The sequence below is a fragment of the Propioniciclava coleopterorum genome (genome assembly GCF_011393335.1).
In the GTDB taxonomy this organism is placed as follows: Bacteria; Actinomycetota; Actinomycetes; order Propionibacteriales; family Propionibacteriaceae; genus Propioniciclava; species Propioniciclava coleopterorum.
On record NZ_CP049865.1, the window covers coordinates 381,167 to 399,219 of the forward strand.

Consider the following 18,053-nt stretch of genomic DNA (forward strand, 5'->3'; position numbering starts at 1 on the left):
GTTCGCTTGATCTGACTGGGCGGTCACACCGATCGCCTGGCACAGATCAAGGAGGATCGTGATGTCGAAGTATCGCAAGCGTGAGCGCTCGGATGCGCAGGACGTGTTGGAGGAGTTCGAGGACTGGCTGCTGCGGGAGCGGTCGGTCCGGGAGACCACGGCGCGGGTCTATGTCGATCAGATCGTCGGGTTCATCGGGTGGCTACCGGCCCCGGTCGAGGAGTCCTTGCGGAGCTTGACACCGGGGGCGATTCTGGAGTGGGTGGACCACGCTGCACGGCAGGGGTTGAAGCCCTCGACGTTGCGCAAGCAGTTGGTGATGCTGCGATCGTTCCTGCGGTTCTGTCACCGCACCGGCCGGGCCAGTGCGGACTTCTCCGCGGTGGTGCCCCATGCTGCGGGATGGCGGCTGTCCACGATCCCGGACCCGGTGCCCGAGGGCACGATCCAGACGCTGTTAGACAGTCTGGATCTGCAGGCGCCCAAGGGGTTGCGGGACCGGGCGATTCTGCTGCTGTTGACCGGTCTGGGTTTGCGGGCTGGGGAGATCGCGGCGTTGCGGCTGACCGACATCGGCTGGCGCACCGGCACACTACGCATCCGCGGTAAGGGCGACCGTGCCGATGAGCTGCCGTTGCCCGAGGAGGTGGGGCGTGCTTTAGAGGACTACGTGGTGCATGGCCGGGGCGGCAGAGCAGGCTATGACGAGGTGTTCTTGACGATGTTCGAGCCGGTGCGCCCGGTGGCCTCGAACGGCATCAGCAAGATCGTGCGGATGGCTTGTTCGCGGGCGGGGATCACCGAGTTCGGTCCGCATCGACTGCGGCACACCTTCGCCACCGGGCTGCTCGCCTCGGGCGCCACGCTCCAGGAAGTCCAGGGGCTACTGCGGCACGCACAACTGCGGACCACCGCGAACTACACCAAGGTCGACCAGACCAGGCTCACCCAGCTCGTCCCTGAGTGGCCGGCCGCGGCTGAGGGCAGGTGGGAGCGATGAGTGCGCTGCGTGACCTGCTGGATCGCTACTTGAGGACCAGGCGAGCGTTGGGGTTCAAGCTCACCGAGCCGGGTCGGGTGCTCGGTGAGTTCGTGGACTTCATGGACGAGAAGGGCCAGACCACGATCCGTCACGATCTCGCCATCGCCTGGGCGGCCAGGTTCTCCCGAGGCACGGTGCTGATCCGGTTGAACACGGTCCGCCAGTTCGCCGAGCACGTTGCTTGGTTCGATCCCGCCACCGAGGTCCCCGTCCTGGACGGCAGACCCTACGTGAACCACCGTCCTCGTCCGCACATCTACACCACCGAGCAGATCGATGTCCTGTTGCGCGCGGCGGGACGGCTGACGCCAACCGTCCGCGCCGCGGTCTGGCAGACGCTGCTCGGGCTGCTGGCGGTGACCGGACTACGGATCAGCGAAGCCTGCGACCTCAACGACGCCGACATCACCACCGACGACACCGGCGAGGGCGGATGGGTGCGCGTGATGGAGTCGAAGTTCGGCAAGTCCCGTCTGGTCCCCGTCCACACCACCACGATGACCGCGATCGCCGCCTATCGGAGGCTTCGAGATGAGCGGTTCCCGAGTCCGGTCAGCGAAGCTGTGTTCGTCACCCGGCGAGGCACGAGGATCGCCGCGTCGACGGCCGGGGCGACGTTCCGTGAAATCCGCACCCTTGCAGGCATGACCGGCAGCACGTCGGAACCGGCGGCCCGGTTGCATGACTTTCGGCATTCCTTCGCCACCAACACCCTGATCGGGCACATCCGCACTGGCGGTGACATCGAGCAGATGATGCCGGTGCTTTCGGCCTGGCTCGGGCACGTCAGCCCGGTCTCGACCTACTGGTATCTGTCGAACACCCCCGAGCTGGCCGCAGCGCTTGGCGCACGCCTCCCGATGATCGGGGGCGACGATGAGTGATCTCGCTCCGCTGTTGCAGCGGTTCTTCACCGACAAGCTCGACGGGCAGATGAACGCCAGTGTTCACACCAAGGCCGCCTACGCCGACACCTTCCGGCTCCTGCTCACCTACGCCCACCAGCGCACCGGCACCGCCCCGTCCGCCTTGAGGCTGGCGGACCTGGACGCCGACATGATCGGGGGGTTCCTCCAACACCTAGAAGACAAACGCGGCAACTCCGCCTCGACACGCAACGCCAGACGCGCCGCGTTGCGATCGTTCTTCACCTACGCCAGCTACCGGGCACCCGGAGCGATCGCGACGATCAGCCAGGTGCTGGCGATCCCCGCGAAACGGACCAAGACGACCATCGTGTCGTTCCTCACCCGCACCGAGGCCGAGGCGCTAATCGCAGCTCCTGACACCACGACCTGGACCGGTCGACGTGACCGGCTCCTGCTGCACCTGGGCATCCAGACCGGGCTGCGCGTCAGCGAACTCATCGGTCTGCGCGTTGTCGACGTCGAGATCGGGCCGCACAGTCAGCTCCGCTGTCTCGGCAAGGGCCGCAAGCACCGGGTGATACCACTGCAGAAGCCCGCCGTCCGGCTCCTGAACGCCTGGCTCGCCGAATCGGGCACGACCCCGACGGCACCGCTGTTCCCTACAAGCCGGGGAACGCCGTTGAGCCGGGCGGCGGTCGCGAAGCTCCTCGCTCGGCACGTCACGGTCGCGTCCGGACGCTGCCCGAGCCTGCGCGGGAAGAACGTCACCCCGCACACCCTGCGGCACACCTGCGCGATGATGCTTCTGCACGCCGGGATCGACACCGCGAGCATCGCGCTCTGGCTCGGCCACGCCACCATCCAGACCACCCAGGCATACCTGCATGCGGACCTGGAGCTCAAGCGCCGCAGCCTTGACCGGCTCGCCCCAATCGGAGACCACCCGCCGGCCCGCTATCAGGCGTCAGACGCTCTCATCGCCTTCCTCACCGATCGATGAGGGCGCCACGGTTATGCCGACCGGAATCGACATCGGCGCCCAGCATCCGGGCACGCTGCGGGACCGGTCGGCATAACCATCCACTCGGCATAACGGCGCCGGCTGCTCGTAGAGGTCGAGTTGCGCTGTCTCCCAGATGCCACGGGTCGGGCTCCAGAGCGCGAAGGGCTGTATCGTCGGGGGTTGCTGCGCAGGGGTTGCGCGGGGCATTGTCGTCTCCTTCGGTGATCGGTCGGATGGCTGGGGACGAGAGCAGACCGCGGACGTTTTCGATGACGACCCATTGGGGTTGCAGCACTTCGATGGCTGTGCCCATGTGCGCCCATAGACCTGAGCGGGTTCCGGGTGCGAGACCGGCGCGCTTGCCGACGGTGGACACGTCTTGGCAGGGGAAGCCGCCGATCAGAATGTCAACGGGCTCGACCTGCGACCAGCTGATCCTTGTGATGTCGCCCAGATTCGGGGCGTCGGGCCAGTGGTGGGCGAAGACCCTGGCCACGGGCTCATTGATCTCAGAGAACCAGACGGTCTCTCCGCCGAAGACATGTTCGACAGCGAGGTCGAGGCCGCCGTATCCCGAGAAGAGCGAACCGATCCTCAGCGGACTCGCGGGATCGGTCGGTGTGTCGTGCATGAATGCTCCGGCTGACGGGATGATCCCCGGCCAGAACTCGCGTGAGTCGTGTCGCCGGGCTGGTCACCTGTCAGGTGCACCACTACGTCGTGCTGACCTGTCCTCGCGGTCGCCGGCCCAGTGCCATCCAGTCCATCGACCAGCAACGTCCATTCACGACAGCCCGCACTCAGGAAGCTCCGCCACACCCTGCCTTTTCTGAGCTGACACGCCTCTTGCAGGTCGAGGTTGAGCCGGCCATGACCGCTTCAGAAGTCACCGGGTGAGGGTGCTCACCTGCCCGGCAGGAGCGGAGGTGGGCATGACGGTTTCGATGCGCGTGATGTCGGCAGGTGACGGCTACAAGTACCTGCTCAAGACCGTCGCGGCAGCCGACGGCAACAGGCCGCTCTCGACGCCGCTTACCCGCTACTACATGGAAGAAGGCACACCGCCCGGCCGCTGGCTCGGCGCAGGCGTAGCGGCCCTCGGCAAGGGCGAGATTCAGGTGGGCGACCGAGTATCGGAACACCAACTCCAGCTCCTCATGGGCACAGGCTGTGATCCGATCACCGGCGACAAGCTCGGCCTGGGCTTCGCGGCATACAAGAACCAGGAGCAGCGAATCGAAGCGCGGATCGCCGACCTCGAACCGACCATGACCCCCGGCGCCAAGGGAGAGGCCGTCGCGCAGATCGTTGCCGAGGAGACAGCCCGAAGTACACGGCGTGCTGTGGCGGGCTTCGACTTCACCTTCTCGATCCCGAAGTCCGCGAGCGTGTTGTGGGCAGTCGCCGACGCCGGGGTACAAGCACTCATCGCCGAGGCGCATCATCGCGCGGTTGCGGAGGTGGTTGCGTTCATGGAACGCGAGGTTGCAGCCACGCGCACGGGCGCAACCGCCGGAGACGGCGCGGTTGCGCAGGTCGATGTCACCGGGCTCATCGCGACCGCCTTCGATCACTTCGACTCCCGCGCCGGCGACCCCCACCTCCACACGCACGTCGTCATCAGCAACAAGGCCAAGACCGTCCTCGACGGCAAATGGCGCTCGCTCGACGGCAGACCCATGCACACCGCCGTCGTCGCGCTCTCCGAACTCCACGAAGCCGTGTTCGCCGACCACATGACACGCACCTTCGGCGTCTCATGGGAGGCCCGAGAGATGGGCCGCGACCACAACCCTGCATGGGCGATCACTGGAGTGCCCGAGGAACTGATCGCCGAGTTCTCTACCCGCGCGCGTCACATCAACGCCGAGACCGATCGCCTCATCGCCAAGTACGTCGCAGCGCACGGACGACGCCCGACACCAGCGGCGATCATGAAATTGCGAGCTCAAGCCACACTCGCGACTCGGCCCGAGAAGCAGGTTCGGTCCTTGGCTGACCTCACCGTCGAATGGCGGGAGCGCGCCACGAAAGCGTTGGGGCGGGATGCGACGACGTGGGCGCGCGAGGTGACCGACAACGACAAGCCGCTCCTGCTGCATGCCGACGACGTGCCGCTCGATGTCATCGGTGAGCTGGGGCGTTCGGTCGTCGAGGTGGTCGGTGAGAAGCGTTCGACCTGGCGGCGGTGGAATCTCATGGCCGAGGCATCCCGGCAGACGATGGGCTGGCGGTTCGCCACCATGCACGATCGGGAAGCGATCGTCGCGATGGTTGCCGATGCCGCCGAGCTCGTTTCCTTTCGGCTGACGCCCCCGAACTCGCCTCCTCGCCTGTCGTGTTCCGTCGGCCCGACGGCAGTTCCGTGTTCCGACCGAAGAGCTCGACGGTGTTCACCTCCGAGGCCCAGCTCGCGGCCGAGGACAGACTCCTCGAACGAGCAGCGAACCTGGCCGGGCCGACGGTGCAGCTCGCGACGGTCGAAAAGACCACGCGCAGACCCGCCGCGGATGGTCGAATGCTCGGCGACGACCAAGCCGATGCCTTGACCCGGATCGCGGTGTCGGGGCGGATGCTTGACGTGCTGGTCGGTCCTGCTGGGGCGGGCAAGACCACCGCCATGAGCGCGCTCCGACGAGCGTGGGAAGCCGAGCACGGCTCCGGTTCGGTCGTCGGGTTGGCACCGTCGGCGGTTGCCGCCCAGGTGCTGGCGGACGATCTCGGGATCGCGACGGAGAACACGGCGAAGTGGTGGCAGAACCACCTCATCCACGGCACCACGTTCGAGGCGAGTCAGCTCGTCATCATCGACGAAGCATCCCTGGCCGGCGCCCTGTCGCTGGACCGCATCACCCACCTCGCCCATGAAGCGGGCGCGAAGGTGCTGCTGGTCGGCGACTACGCGCAACTGCAATCCGTGGACGCCGGCGGAGCATTCGCGATGATCGCCAGAGACCGAGCCGACACCCCCGAACTGGTCGACGTTCACCGCTTCACCCACGTCTGGGAGAAGACCGCCTCACTTGAGCTACGCCACGGCCGCACGGCGGCTATCGACACCTACCTCGCCCATCAGCGCATTACCGACGGCGACGGCGAGGCCATGACCGATGCCGCCTACAACGCCTGGCGCGCCGATCGCGACGCGGGACTCGTCTCGGTGCTGATCGCCGAGACCCATGAGGACGTGACCGCGCTGAACGGTCGCGCCCGTGCCGATCTGATCCTCAACAAGACGCTGAACCCCGACCGCGAGGTCGAGCTGCGCGACGGTACCGCCGCCGGCGTTGGCGACACCATCATCACGCGACTCAACAACCGGAACCTGCGCACCCTGGCCGGGCGGGACTGGGTACGCAACGGCGACATCTGGACCGTCACCGCCGTCGGCGACGACAGCACCATCACCATCGCACGCGACTATGGAACCGGCACCACCGTCGGCGACGACGGAACCATCAAGGCTCGCAGGCGTGGGCGCAGGTTCGGCGGCAGCATCGTCCTCCCGGCCTCGTATGTGGCCGAGCATGTCGATCTCGGTTACGCAGTCACCGCCTACCGCGCCCAAGGCATCACGACCGACACTGCGCACGTGCTGGTCGAACCGACCTCGACGAGGGAGACCTTCTACGTCGCGATGACCCGAGGGCGGCACTCGAACCACGCCTACGTGACTCTCGACCGCGCCGACGACCATGCCCAGCCGCACCCTGGCGACGACCCGCATGCCACCGCGCGAAGCGTGCTGTACGGCGTTCTTCAGCACAGCGGGGCCGAACTCTCGGCGCACGAGACCATCGTCGCCGAGCAGGAACAGTGGGGCTCGATCGCCCAGCTCGCCGCCGAGTACGAGACCATCGCCGCCGCAGCCCAACGCGACCGCTGGGCCACTCTCGTTCGGGGCTCCGGGCTCACCGAGGAACAGGCCGAGAGTGCCATCGAGTCCGAGGCGTTCGGCCCGCTCGCGGCTGAACTACGACGCGCTGAATCGAACCATCACAATGTCGATGCCCTCCTGCCGCGCCTCGTGGCCGTGCGCGGGTTCGGTGACGCGGACGACATCGCCGCCGTCCTCCACTACCGAGTCGAGCGGGCGACCGCCCGGCCCGCAGGATCAGGCCGAACCCGCAAGCCAGCACGACTCATCGCCGGCCTGCTCCCACGGGCGCATGGAGTCATCGACGCCGAGATGCGAGCAGCTCTCGACGAGCGAGAGGAACTGATCGAGGCACGCGCCGACGCCACACTCGAAGCCGCGCTCACCGAGAACGCAGCGTGGACGAAGGCACTCGGAACACCGCTCGCCGATCGACGACGAGCCGCGGCCTGGCGCAAGTCCGCACGTGTGGTCGCGGCCTACCGAGACCGGTACCGCATCACCGACGACGCGCCCATCGGTGCCCCGCCCGAGTCGGCCGCGCAGAAGATCGACGCCGCCCGAGCGCGCTCCGCGCTCGACAAGGTACGTCAGCTGGTCGCTGATGAGAGCCGTCAGACAGAGGTCGATCTCCAGGCCGTCAGGCGCGACCAGCCCGGGCCCGGGCGCAGCATCTGACCCTTCCCAATGTCATGACTGGGGCGTAGCCTTGAGGTGAGGCGGATTTCTCCTTATCTTTGGGCCGCTCGCGGCAGACCTTCGGGTCACTCTCCACGCACCGTCTCGACAACGACTCGCGTGTTGAGAGGAGCCCATCATGATCCGCCTACTGTGGACAGCCAGCGCCGAGGTTCGCTACTTCCTGCGTTGCTACATGCCGAGCAACATCCTGCTCGATCTGATCCGCACGAGGAAGGGACTGAAGTGGGGCGTCCCCGCGATGCTCCTGGCCGGTCCCTACCTGGTCATCGCCTTCTGGTGCACCACACTCATTGAGAACGGCGGCCCTGGATGGCTCCACCTCGTCGTGCTGGTCTGCCTCTGGAACGCTCTCAAGATGATGGCCATCGGCCCAGTGAGCGTCGTTCTCCTCGTAAGGGCTCGCGCCCGTGAATACCGCGAGCAGCGGCAGCAGCGGCAGGAGCTCTCCGAGGATGTGCCACTGGGTGAGCTCACTCGAAGCTCTCGCTGAGTTCAGGCTCCGGCGTCCACTGCTGACCGGCGCGCTACAGCGTGCGCGTCGGAGCAGGAGAAGGTGGGCCGACCTGCTCCATGTCGAGTCGCTCTCGTGACACCTGGCCCCGCTCCACGAGCTTGGCGAGGTCCGAAGTGTCCGCCACCAAGGTCGCGATGCCGTCGCGCAACAAGCGGTGCGGTCCTATGCTGGCGGCGCTCGTGACTGGTCCGGGAACGGCACCGACACGTCGGCCGAGCTCGTCGGCTCGCTGGGCAACCAGCAGTGAGCCAGATCGAGCACCCGCTTCGACGATCACCGACGCGTAGGACAGCGCAGCCATCAGCCGGGCTCGGGCGATGACCCGGTGTCGGGTCGGAACGGCACCCGGCGGAACCTCACTGACGAGAAGGCCGACATCAGCGACGCGATCAAGCAGGTCGCGATGGCCGACAGGGTACGGGCGATCGACTCCGTTGGCGAGAATGGCGATCGTGTCGCCACCTGCAGCGAGGGCGGCCTGGTGCGACGCGCCTTCGATCCCGTAGGCACCTCCCGCGACGACAACTCGTTCCTCTGCGGCAACGGAACTGGCGAGTTCCCGAGCCACGTATTCACCGTAGGAGGTGCATGCCCGAGCCCCGGTGATCGTGACGAGATCGCTCATCGGACGCGAGAGGAAGGACGACGTGCCGCGAGTCCACAGCACGTAGGGCGCAACTTCACCAAGATCGTCGAAGGCGGTAGGCCAGTCGTTATCGCCTGGGATGAGTGCTCGAACCCCCGATTGGTGCACCTGGTCGATTCGCCCGGCGAGCTCCCTTGCATCTGGCACCCTGAGGCGTTCGCGCCAGACCTGCGCGTCCACTGGGCTCAGACCGACTACTTCGCGGTCGTGCTCAGCGAGCCAAAGCGTCTCGACTGCTCTGAGCCTGGACAAGATGCGTCCTGTCACCGAGTCATTGGGCTCGACGAGCATGGACAGCACCATCCTCGCGGTGCGCTCGTCGCTCGCGACATCACTCAAACTGGCCATCTTCGGTTCCTCTCGGCGTTCGTTACCGACGAGGTGCGCGGACCGAGCCTCGCGGACACCCACCCTGCTCAGGGGTCCTCTCCCGAGTGAGGCGAAACGGGCGCAGCTACGGAGATTCACCCGGCGGACTCCGAAGAACGGCCTATTCGCGGGAGCGTCCGCGTGGCGAACCACGATGTGATCTGTAACGAGTACTATCCGTAACATGAAGCGTCTAGGCAGCCTGAGTGACGTGGGGCTCACCGAGCTTGATCGCGCGTTACGCCATGAACGCCTACGCCGCCGAGAGGCATGGCGAGATTGCGAGCACTGCGACCAAGCCTTCCTCGGACGAGGTGACGCTCGCTTCTGCTCAGCCCGCTGCCGTGTTGCCGCACACCGGGCAAGGAAGGACTCCAATGACTGACAGCCTGCGTGTCATCGGGTCACGCCGATACGGCACACTCTCACCATTGCGATACCCCGGCGGAAAAGCTGCGCTCGCTGGCTTCTTCGCTGACATCATCGACATTCTTGGCATCAAGGACGCCCGCTACATCGAACCCTACGCCGGAGGTGTGGGCGCGGGGATCGCGCTTCTGCGCGAGGGCATCGTCCAACACTTGGTAGTCAACGACATCGACCCAGCCGTCCACGCCTTCTGGAAGTCCGTCGTTGGCAACAACGCAGAGTTCGTAGAAATGGTGGCGTCAACACCACTCACGATCGACGAGTGGCAGCGCCAGCGCGACGTATATCGCTCACGGGACGAGCGCGATGCACTGCGCCTGGGCTTCGCGTTCTTTTTCTTGAATCGAACCAATCGCTCCGGGATTCTGAACGCCGGCGTTATCGGCGGCCAGCGCCAGGAGGGAAAATACAAGATTGATGCGCGATTCAACCGGCTCACACTCGTCGAGCGGTTGACTGCGATCGGTGCTCTAGCGGATCGAATCACGGTCTCTGATCTGGATGGCCGGACTGTGATCCAGCAGTACTCTCACGATGACCGGTCATTCATGTACATCGACCCGCCCTACGTGCAAGCAGGCTCGCAACTCTATCTCAATGCCTTCGACGGACGAGACCACAAGGCACTCTCGACGATCGTCAACTCCGTTGAAAGTGCACACTGGTTGATGACCTATGACACAGCCCCGCTGATCGAGAAACTGTATCGAAATCAGTTCCAGTGCCGACTGGAACTCACCTACTCCGCCAGGTATCCGGGCCAGGCGGAAGAGCTGCTCGTGGCATCCCCGTCTGTCGCGCGGGCGATCAAGTCGTTGCAGACGACGTCTGCGATGGCGGGCGCAACAAGCGCCTAAGCAGCGGGTTCACGACCTTCCATGCCTGCCGGACGTCATCCGCACTCACGGAAGCATCGGCACTGTGCGCGATGAGGTTGAACCACTGGATCGATCCGTGCTTGTGCGCGTTACCCGACTGGATAGCACTAATGCCTGACTTGAGCGACTTCTCTTGTCCATAGGCCTGCACCACGCGCTTGAATACATCGCTCAACTGTCCAGTGGCGGGGGTTGGAGAGCCCTCGAAATGGACCTTGATGGTGGCCTCCAATACTGAGCGCATGAGGATCGCGGCCGCGATAGGGAGATTCGAGAGGCTGATCTTGCGCAACTCGAAGTATCGCAGCTTGAGATTCAGCGGCGCGTTCTCGTAGTCCAGCCCCGACAGATCAAGCGTGTCCTTCGTGTCTGGATGGTTGGGTCCACGGCTGCCCGTGCCGCCAGGAGGGCCGGGTGGGTTCGGAGCAGCACCACTCCCGCCAGTGTTGGGGCCACCGGGCGCGCCGGACGCGCCACCTTGGGACGGCCCGGATGGCGTCGGTTGCACGGGAGGAGTGGGCGGCGCTGGTTGGGGCGGAGCCGCAGTCGATACGCCGTTGAGGCGATCCACCAGGGACTGATACTCCTGGTTGCGCTTCTTGAACTCTGGTGAGCGAGTGTTGAGACGCCCTGCACGGAACTCGCTGACAAGGTACTCCAAAGCATTGAGCTTCTTCTTCGTCAACTTCACAGCGATCTTCTCAGGCGTCGAGGCCCGCGGCAGAAGCATGCCATCCTTGTCGAACTCGACACCGATCGCGGAGGCAATCTCCTTGCTTCGGTAGGCATACTCGAAGGCCGACATCGCCAGGTCGTCACTTGCGGCGTACTGCCGGAGGGTGTGATCGGAGAATGGCGCTGCGCTGAGGAAGCGCCGCATCACGGCCATCCGCATGAACCTGGCAACCTCGACATCCGGGTACTGTGCCTTCACATCGTCGACCGTGGTCTGCTCGTCGACGAGCGAATAGTAGAAGGTTGCCTGCTGATCGCGACTCCAGCGCCTCTTCGAGATGCCGGTGTGCAACCTCGCGACGTGAGGTGCAGCCGTCGCCCGGTCGGGAGCGACGATGACACGGATTCGTTCGGGGAGATTCTCCGCCTCCACTGCGTACCGCTTCAGCAGCGCGCGAATCTCTGCCTCATGGCCGGGCACGATCGTCGGGTCCTGAAGCGCCTTGAGCGCGCTAACTCGACGGTTGCCTTCCAGCACGGTGTATGGGGAGCTACCGCCGGACGCTGATGCCGACGTCACGATCGGGACTTCGTTGTCGAAGTAGCCGTCACGGAGGATCAGGCGCGCCGCTCCGAGGACGTCCTCGGATGCAAACAGGTACTTCAGCGCACCTGCTTCGTCGTCGCGGCGTGTCGGTATGCGGTAGTTCTCCAGGTCGAGAAGGAGCTGTTCGAGGTCGACCTCGACTATCGGTAGCTGCTCGTAAGCCATATCCAGCCCTGCTCTCGTGCTCCGTCCGGCGATCCACGCCCTCGGTGCCGAACTGGCGAGAGCAGTCGTTCGTCTCCAACGGTAGCTGCACGCCTCGCTCTCCGGGCTGAGACACGTCGGGAGCGACGATGTCCGCCGAAACCCTCTGCGCCATCAGCGGCCCAGAGCGGCGCTACGAACTGCTGGCGGACTCATCCGCAATGAGTCCAGCCTCGACCAGTGCTGCGCGCACGGCCTTGCGGTCCACGCCCATCCGGCGGCCGATCGCGCGCATCGAGACGCCCGCGCGTGCGAGGCGCACGGCCTCGGCCTTCTCGTCGATCCCGAGCCCTGGTCGGCGGCTCGGCACGTTGCGGCGACGTAGGTGAGCGAACACGGTGGCGCGGTGGATACCGTACCTCTCGGCGAGGGCCTTGACGCTCATCCCGGCCAGGTAGTCGCCGACGAGCGCATCCACCTCGGAGGCGGTGAGAAAAGTTTGAGCCGTCTCGACAGTCCTCACGACGGGGCCACGATCGTCCTTCGGAGCGGTATCCTGGGGACGTCGGGAGACCTCGTAGACCCCACGGTCTAGGCGGCTGACCAGGATTTTTGTCTTGGGGGCGGAGTTGCCGAACGTGCTACTCAGGCACCCCAGAGCCGAGGCCCTCATCGAGTCCACCAGGACCCGATGGGGGCCTCGCAGTTTTCCCGCCCCGGCCTCGATGCAGGGCAGCGGAGCGAAAAATCAAGAATCGCGCACTCGACAGCCGCGCGGCTGTGCCCCACAAGGGGGAATGCCGTCGAGACCGGGCTCGACTGCGCGATTCTTGATTTCTCAGGGGTGCTGCTGTTCCGGTCGGGGGTCGCCGTGGGTAGTCAGAGCCCGCAACCGCTCAGCGCGGCGGCGGCGTAGGGCAGGTGGACGGCGGCGCTCAGTGCGGCCATCCCGACGAGGTAGCCGGCGAGCGCGCCAGCCGGGAGGGCGCCGGCCCAGCCGCCGACCGGACGCACCAGGTGCCGGATGCGCTCCGGCCCGGCGGCCTGGAGCACGACCCGGCCCGAGGGCAGCGCCGTCGCGGGGTGGCCGCGCTCCCCCAGCTTGAGCAGCGCGCCGACCAGCGCCGGGGTGCCGACGCTGCGGCGGGCGCGGTCGTCGGCGGCGATCTCCAGGTAGTGCGGCAACGCGTCCACGGCCGCGCGAACCACCGGCACCCACAGCAGGGGCGCGGCCAGCCCGTCCACCAGCGCGGAGACGAGGTGGTGCCGCTGCCGCAGGTGGGCGTCCTCGTGGGCCAGGACGGCGGCGAGTTCGTCGTCGGCCAGCGCGTGGAGCGCCGCGGTGGACAGCACGATCCCGCCGCGCCGGGCGGGGAGGGTCAGCGCGAACGGGCGTTCGGCCTCGACCACCGTCACGTCGTGGCCCTGCACCCAACGGTGCTGGGCGCCGGGCAACAGCACCCCGGCCGCGCTCCGCGCCTGCGCGTCCGCGCGGAGCAGGCTGCGCAGCAGCCCCGCCCCGACGACCAGCGTCAGCGCCGCCGTCGGGGCCAGCAGCAGGACAGCAGGCACGGGGCCGGAGGCGGCCTGGCCCGGGAACGGGTTGGCCGCGCTCAGGCAGCGCCGGCACACGTCCGCGGCCCCCTCGGGCAGGAGCGCGGGTCCAGCAGCGGCCCACGCCAGCACGGGGCCGATCGCGAGCAGCGCGACCAGCCACAGCCCCAGCCCGCCGGCGATGACCAGGACGGCCAGCCGCGGCATCCGCACCAGGAAGGGGGACGCGTGCCGCAACAGCCACGGCCCGGCGGCCGTCCCCGCCAGGACCGCGGCGCACAGCACCACCGCGAGCAGACCGGCGGTCACGGACGCTCCCCCGCGTCGCGGCGTTTCAGGTAGTCCCGCAGCAGGTCGAGGTCGCTGTCCGGCATCGAGTCCACGAACTGCAGGATCGAGGCGCTGCGATCCCGACTCGCCTCGAGCACCTGCTCCATGAGCGCGGCCGCGTGCTCGTGGCGGCCGATCCGCGCGCTGTAGCGCGTCGAGTGGTTCTGCCGGGTGATCGACAGGAGGTGCTTGCGGTCCAGGTTGGTGAGCACGGTCGCGATGGTGGTGTAGGCCGGGTCGGTCGGCAGCCGCTCGATCACCTCGCGCACCGTCGCGGGGCCGTGATCCCACAGCACGCCCATGACCTGGGCCTCCAGCGCGCCCAGGCGCAGCGGCTCACCCGGATGCTCGGGAGCGCCCCTCATCGCACCGCCACCGTCGCCGGACGCACCGGGCAGGCGATCTGTCCGCGCAGCCGCCACACCAGCGCGACGCCGGTGAGGATCAGCGCGGCGGCCGCGAGCACCGGTTGCAGCGGGGCGAACCACGTGATCGCGCCGGCGTAGCCCAGCGCGAGCAGGGCCAGTTTGTTGCAGACCGGGCACCCGACGGCGAACCAGGCCAGGACGCCGCCCGCCACGCCGAGTCTGCTGCCGCGCCCTTCCTGGCCGCCGCCGGCGGCGTCCGGGCCCGTCCGGGGGCGGGGTCGCCGTCGGCCTCGGCGGCCGGGCTGGTCGCGGGTTCGGGGTCGCCGGCGGTTCCGATGGCCGGGGCCGCGTCCCGGGGCCGCACGTAGGTGGCGAGCAGCATCCCCGACAGGGCCGAGGTCACCAGCCACACGGGGTAGTTCCACCACACCGGCGGGATCTCGCGGCCGAAGATCGGGTTGGGGATCAAGACGGTGGCCACGCCGATCAGCAGCGCGACCCCGACGGCGGCCGCGGCGGCGACCAGCGCCTGCCGGGCGTTCCAGAGCCCCAGCGCGCGGCCGGCGAGCCGGACGCTTTCGGCGCCGGCGCGCAGCGGCCGGACGAGACGGGACGACATGCGGCCATTGTGGCACGACTCGACTATCGACCATAGTCGACTATCTTGGATAGTAACGCCGGAGCCACGACAGGAAGAGGGACCCGCATGCCCGCCGACACCCGCGCCCGTCCGGGAGCGCCGCGCCGCTCGCCCTCGTCGTGGAAGGTACCCGTCGCCGTGCTCGCGGTGGCCGCCGTGCTGCTCGCGACGATCGCGCTGGTGAACCGCGGCGAGCCCGCGGCCCCGGTGGTCCCGAGCCCCACGGGCGCGGCGTCCGTGGCCCCGCAGCAGCAGGGACCCGACCTCTCTGCAGCCGAGGGCAGGGACGCCGCCGACCTCCTCGCCGACGGCCCCGTGGACGCGCCGGTGGTGCTCGTGGTCTTCTCCGACTACCAGTGCCCGTACTGCGCGCGCTGGAGCGAGCAGACGCTCCCGGCGATGCGCGCGCACGTCGCGGCGGGCGACCTGCGGATCGAGTGGCGGGACGTGAACGCGTTCGGCCCGGCGTCCGAGCGCGGCGCGCGCGCCACCCACGCCGCCGCCCGGCAGGGCGCCCTGTGGGCCTACCACGACGCCCTGTTCGAGGGCGGGCGCACCCGCACGGAGGCCGAGCTCAGTGAGGAGGCGCTCATCGCGCTGGCGGGCGACCTCGGCCTGCAGACGGACCGGTTCGCCGCCGACCTGCGCTCGGAGGAGACCGCGCAGGCGATCGCCGCCAACCAGCAGCTCGCGTTCAGCCTGGGGGCGACCTCGACGCCGGTGTTCCTGTTGGGCGGACGTCCGCTGGTGGGCGCGCAGCCGACCGAGGTGTTCGAGGCGGCCTTCGCCGCCGCGCTCGACGCCGCGGCGTGAGCCCATGGACATCGGACTGCTCGCCGCGTTCGTCGGCGGCACGCTCGCGCTGCTGAGCCCGTGCGCGGCGCTCATGCTGCCCGCGTTCTTCGCCTCGACGGTGGGGTCGGGCCCGCGGCTGCTGGCGCACGGCGCGGTGTTCTACCTGGGCCTCCTCCTGGTGCTGGTCCCCGTCGGCACCGGCGCCGGGGCGCTCGGGACGCTGTTCGTGACGCACCGACAGGCGATCGTGCTGCTGGCCTCGGTCGTCCTGGTCGTCCTGGGCGCAGCCCAGGCGCTCGGGTTCGGGTTCGACCCCTCGCGCCTGCTGCCCGCCTCCGCCGACCTGCACGCCCGGGCCGCGTCCCGGACGGGCCTGGCCAAGACGCTGCTGCTGGGCGCCGCCAGCGGCATCGCGGGCTTCTGCGCCGGCCCGATCCTCGGGGCCGTGCTGACGCTGGCCGCCGCGCGCGGCGACGCGCTGGCCGCCGGCGTCCTGCTCGCCGTCTACGGCGCCGGGATGGTCGTGCCGCTGCTGGCGATCGCCGCGCTGTGGCAGCGGCTCGGTGACCGGGGACGCCGGTGGTTGCGCGGCCGCACCGTCACGGCGCTGGGCCGCGAACTGCACACGACCTCGCTCGTCACCGGGGTGCTGATCATGGCGGTCGGCGTCCTGTTCTGGACCACCAACGGCCTGGTGGGGGCGCCCGCGCTGGTCCCGGTCGAGGCGCAGGCATGGCTCCAGGAGCGCGCGGGCGGCCTGGCCAGCCCGGTGGTGGACGCCCTGGTCGTGCTCGGCGGCGCCGCGCTGGTGCTGCTGGTCTGGGCCGGGCGGCGCCGCGTCCGCGGCGGCGACGCGCAGGACGCCGAGGACGCCCGCGGCGCCCGCCCGTGAGGGGCTGAGCCGCGCGCCCCCTCGGGCGCCGTCACGCCCGCTTCGGCCGGGGACGCGGCACCAGCACCGGCGTCGCGGCGCGGTAGGCCTGGTAGTCGGCCCGATCGCCCCAGCGCGCGTCCGCCTTCTTCTCCAACAGTGGGATCCCGCTGACCCGGGTGAGCAGCAGGACGACGAACACCGGCGAGAGCAGGGTGACGTACTGCCAGCCGTGCAGCGCCGGGAACGCCGCGAGGGCGATCCCGGCCCAGGCGACGATCTCACCGAAGTAGTTGGGGTGCCGCGACCACGCCCACACGCCCGTGGAGATGAACTCACCCTGGTTGGCCGGGTCCGCGCGGAAGCGGCTCTTCTGGGTGTCGGCCACGACCTCGAACCCGAACCCGAGCGCCCAGACGAGCAGGCCGACGACGGTCATCGCGCCGAACGCGGGTCGCGGCGCGGCGGTGATCGCCGCCAGGGCGGCACCCAGCGTGATGGTGACCCACAGCCCCTGCAGCATCCAGACGTTGAGGAACCGGGGGAAGTTCGGCTTGATCGCGTCGAAGCGGTCATCCGAGCCGGCCCGCCGGACCCGTCGGAACAGGAAGGTCCCCAGCCGGGCCGCCCACACGACCACCGCGCCGCCGATGAGCATCGCCGTCGCGTCGCGATGGCCGCTCAGCACCCACGCGGCGACGACCGTGGTGATGTAGGTCAGGCTGCCGAGCAGGTCGAAGTAGTGCTCGGTCTGCTTCGTCCAGGCGTGGAGGAAGCCGACGGACTGCACCAGGAAGACCCAGGCCACGGCGAGCGCGAACACGGGGACGCCGCCCACGAGCGCCCCGCCCTGCGAGCCGGCCCAGGCGATCCCTGCGCCCAGCCCGAGCACCAGGACGAGGATCGCCGCCGAGCGGCCACGATTACCCGGAGCGGGCGTCTCAGCGCCTCCGGGCCGAGGGTCGGGGTCGGGCGATGCGGTCATGCGGCCGCGACCGCCGGACGGGCCCGGCTCCAGGCCAGCGCGGCCAGCACCGCGACGGCGCTCAGTGCGGCCATCACGCCGACGGTCGTCGAGGCCGGGGTGCCGGCCAGGCGTCCGACGGCGATCCAGCCGAGCCCCCACGCCATGGCGGCCGCGACGCCGAGGGCGGCCACCCCGAACCGCCGCATGAACAAGGCGCCGAGCGCGGCGGCGACCGCGAGGACGAGCACAGCGGCGACGGCGTTGCCCACAGCACCCAGGTCGACGCCCTGGGCCACAGCCGCGGCCGTGACGTTCGCGCACGTGGCGACGGTCACCCAGCCCAGGTAGACGCCGAACGTGCCGTCGAGCACCACGCCCTCCAGTGCCCCGGACGGCCGGGAGGCAGCCAGCCGACGGTTGAGGACGCCGAGGACCACGGCCAGCGCCGCGATGTCCACGACGCTGAGCCACAGCCAGCCGGCCTGGGTGATCCCGAGCCAGGCGCCGTTGAGGACCATCGTGCCGGCGGGCAGCCAGCCGAGGCTCCGCCACCGCTTCGACCGCGCGGCGGCCGGCGTCCAGCCCCAGACCACATAGGCCAGCAGCAGCAGGTAGATCAGGCTCCAGATCGAGAACGCGGCGGTCGCCGGGGCCAGCAGCGTGGCGTCCGCGGCCAGCGCACCCCCGGCCGTGTCCTCCACCGGGTTTCCGAGCAGTCCGAACCCCACAGGGTTCCCACGAGCATGAGGATGAGGGCTGCGGTGTCGAGCAGC

Annotated in this window: 18 protein-coding genes; 9 read left to right on the forward strand and 9 right to left on the reverse strand. The window is 68.7% G+C overall.

The window, feature by feature from the left end:
* Nucleotides 1-61 precede the first annotated feature (61 nt).
* From G7070_RS01795 to G7070_RS01805, 3 genes are read left to right on the forward strand one after another with little or no spacing between them, the layout of a single operon-like run.
* Nucleotides 62-1,000 (forward strand): tyrosine-type recombinase/integrase, encoded by a 939-nt coding sequence (locus G7070_RS01795; protein ID WP_166231480.1) that lies wholly within the window; start codon nucleotides 62-64, stop codon nucleotides 998-1,000.
* Nucleotides 997-1,926 (forward strand): tyrosine-type recombinase/integrase, encoded by a 930-nt coding sequence (locus tag G7070_RS01800; protein ID WP_166231483.1) that lies wholly within the window; start codon nucleotides 997-999, stop codon nucleotides 1,924-1,926. The genes G7070_RS01795 and G7070_RS01800 overlap by 4 nt, the downstream gene beginning before the upstream one ends.
* Nucleotides 1,919-2,911 carry a tyrosine-type recombinase/integrase gene (locus G7070_RS01805; RefSeq protein ID WP_166231486.1) on the forward strand — a complete coding sequence of 331 codons (993 nt, stop codon included), beginning with the start codon at nucleotides 1,919-1,921 and terminating at the stop codon, nucleotides 2,909-2,911. Before G7070_RS01800 ends, G7070_RS01805 begins: the two co-directional genes overlap by 8 nt.
* Here G7070_RS01805 and G7070_RS01810 read toward each other — a convergent pair.
* Complete coding sequence (locus G7070_RS01810) at nucleotides 2,898-3,545, reverse strand: DNA cytosine methyltransferase (RefSeq protein WP_166231489.1); 648 nt, start codon at nucleotides 3,543-3,545, stop codon at nucleotides 2,898-2,900. The genes G7070_RS01805 and G7070_RS01810 overlap by 14 nt on opposite strands.
* A gap of 262 nt (nucleotides 3,546-3,807) precedes the next feature.
* On the opposite strand from G7070_RS01810, the gene mobF reads away from it, so the two are divergent.
* The 3 genes from mobF to G7070_RS01820 all read left to right on the forward strand — a co-directional run bounded on the left by mobF (nucleotide 3,808) and on the right by G7070_RS01820 (nucleotide 7,983).
* The gene (gene mobF / locus G7070_RS17490) at nucleotides 3,808-5,463 is read left to right on the forward strand and encodes a MobF family relaxase (protein ID WP_246227218.1); all 1,656 of its coding nucleotides are present in this window, start codon (nucleotides 3,808-3,810) and stop codon (nucleotides 5,461-5,463) included.
* Entirely contained in the window at nucleotides 5,364-7,469 is a 2,106-nt protein-coding gene (locus tag G7070_RS18200; RefSeq protein WP_246228152.1) for an ATP-dependent DNA helicase, read from the forward strand. The genes mobF and G7070_RS18200 overlap by 100 nt, the downstream gene beginning before the upstream one ends.
* A gap of 139 nt (nucleotides 7,470-7,608) precedes the next feature.
* Complete coding sequence (locus G7070_RS01820; protein ID WP_073186128.1) at nucleotides 7,609-7,983, forward strand: sulfate permease; 375 nt, start codon at nucleotides 7,609-7,611, stop codon at nucleotides 7,981-7,983.
* 34 nt (nucleotides 7,984-8,017) lie between these two features.
* Here G7070_RS01820 and G7070_RS01825 read toward each other — a convergent pair whose 3' ends face one another.
* The gene (locus tag G7070_RS01825) at nucleotides 8,018-9,001 is read right to left on the reverse strand and encodes a DNA-processing protein DprA (protein WP_073186127.1); all 984 of its coding nucleotides are present in this window, start codon (nucleotides 8,999-9,001) and stop codon (nucleotides 8,018-8,020) included.
* 266 nt (nucleotides 9,002-9,267) lie between these two features.
* Between G7070_RS01825 and G7070_RS01830 the strand changes: the two genes are divergently transcribed.
* Entirely contained in the window at nucleotides 9,268-10,308 is a 1,041-nt protein-coding gene (locus G7070_RS01830) for a DNA adenine methylase (RefSeq protein ID WP_084189328.1), read from the forward strand.
* On the opposite strand, the gene G7070_RS01835 is transcribed toward G7070_RS01830, so the two are convergent.
* From G7070_RS01835 to G7070_RS17495, 5 genes are all read right to left on the reverse strand, one after another.
* Nucleotides 10,259-11,776: a hypothetical protein gene (locus tag G7070_RS01835; protein WP_073186125.1), complete on the reverse strand. Its 1,518-nt coding sequence runs from the start codon at nucleotides 11,774-11,776 to the stop codon at nucleotides 10,259-10,261. The two genes, G7070_RS01830 and G7070_RS01835, sit on opposite strands and share 50 nt — an antisense overlap.
* A 172-nt stretch (nucleotides 11,777-11,948) precedes the next feature.
* The gene (locus G7070_RS01840) at nucleotides 11,949-12,233 is read right to left on the reverse strand and encodes a hypothetical protein (RefSeq protein WP_175558236.1); all 285 of its coding nucleotides are present in this window, start codon (nucleotides 12,231-12,233) and stop codon (nucleotides 11,949-11,951) included.
* A gap of 401 nt (nucleotides 12,234-12,634) precedes the next feature.
* Nucleotides 12,635-13,618, reverse strand: coding sequence for a M56 family metallopeptidase (locus G7070_RS01845; protein ID WP_246227219.1), 984 nt, complete (start codon nucleotides 13,616-13,618; stop codon nucleotides 12,635-12,637).
* Nucleotides 13,615-14,004 carry a BlaI/MecI/CopY family transcriptional regulator gene (locus tag G7070_RS01850; RefSeq protein WP_166231492.1) on the reverse strand — a complete coding sequence of 130 codons (390 nt, stop codon included), beginning with the start codon at nucleotides 14,002-14,004 and terminating at the stop codon, nucleotides 13,615-13,617. Before G7070_RS01850 ends, G7070_RS01845 begins: the two co-directional genes overlap by 4 nt.
* A complete protein-coding gene (locus G7070_RS17495; RefSeq protein ID WP_206079891.1) occupies nucleotides 14,001-14,219 on the reverse strand; it encodes a hypothetical protein in 219 nt (72 codons plus the stop codon). The genes G7070_RS01850 and G7070_RS17495 overlap by 4 nt, the downstream gene beginning before the upstream one ends.
* Nucleotides 14,220-14,713: 494 nt before the next feature.
* Here G7070_RS17495 and G7070_RS01860 point away from each other — a divergent pair, with 494 nt between their 5' ends.
* Both G7070_RS01860 and G7070_RS01865 read left to right on the forward strand, forming a co-directional pair.
* Nucleotides 14,714-15,460 carry a DsbA family protein gene (locus tag G7070_RS01860; protein WP_166231495.1) on the forward strand — a complete coding sequence of 249 codons (747 nt, stop codon included), beginning with the start codon at nucleotides 14,714-14,716 and terminating at the stop codon, nucleotides 15,458-15,460.
* Nucleotides 15,461-15,464: 4 nt separating this feature from the next.
* Nucleotides 15,465-16,334: a cytochrome c biogenesis CcdA family protein gene (locus G7070_RS01865; RefSeq protein ID WP_166231498.1), complete on the forward strand. Its 870-nt coding sequence runs from the start codon at nucleotides 15,465-15,467 to the stop codon at nucleotides 16,332-16,334.
* Between the two features lie 31 nt (nucleotides 16,335-16,365).
* On the opposite strand, the gene G7070_RS01870 is transcribed toward G7070_RS01865, so the two are convergent.
* Together G7070_RS01870 and G7070_RS01875 are read right to left on the reverse strand one after the other, a co-directional pair.
* The gene (locus G7070_RS01870) at nucleotides 16,366-17,298 is read right to left on the reverse strand and encodes a DUF1295 domain-containing protein (RefSeq protein WP_166231501.1); all 933 of its coding nucleotides are present in this window, start codon (nucleotides 17,296-17,298) and stop codon (nucleotides 16,366-16,368) included.
* On the reverse strand, nucleotides 17,295-17,981 hold the full coding sequence (locus G7070_RS01875) for a hypothetical protein (protein WP_206079892.1): 687 nt from the start codon (nucleotides 17,979-17,981) through the stop codon (nucleotides 17,295-17,297). The genes G7070_RS01870 and G7070_RS01875 overlap by 4 nt, the downstream gene beginning before the upstream one ends.
* Between the last annotated feature and the right edge of the window lie 72 nt (nucleotides 17,982-18,053).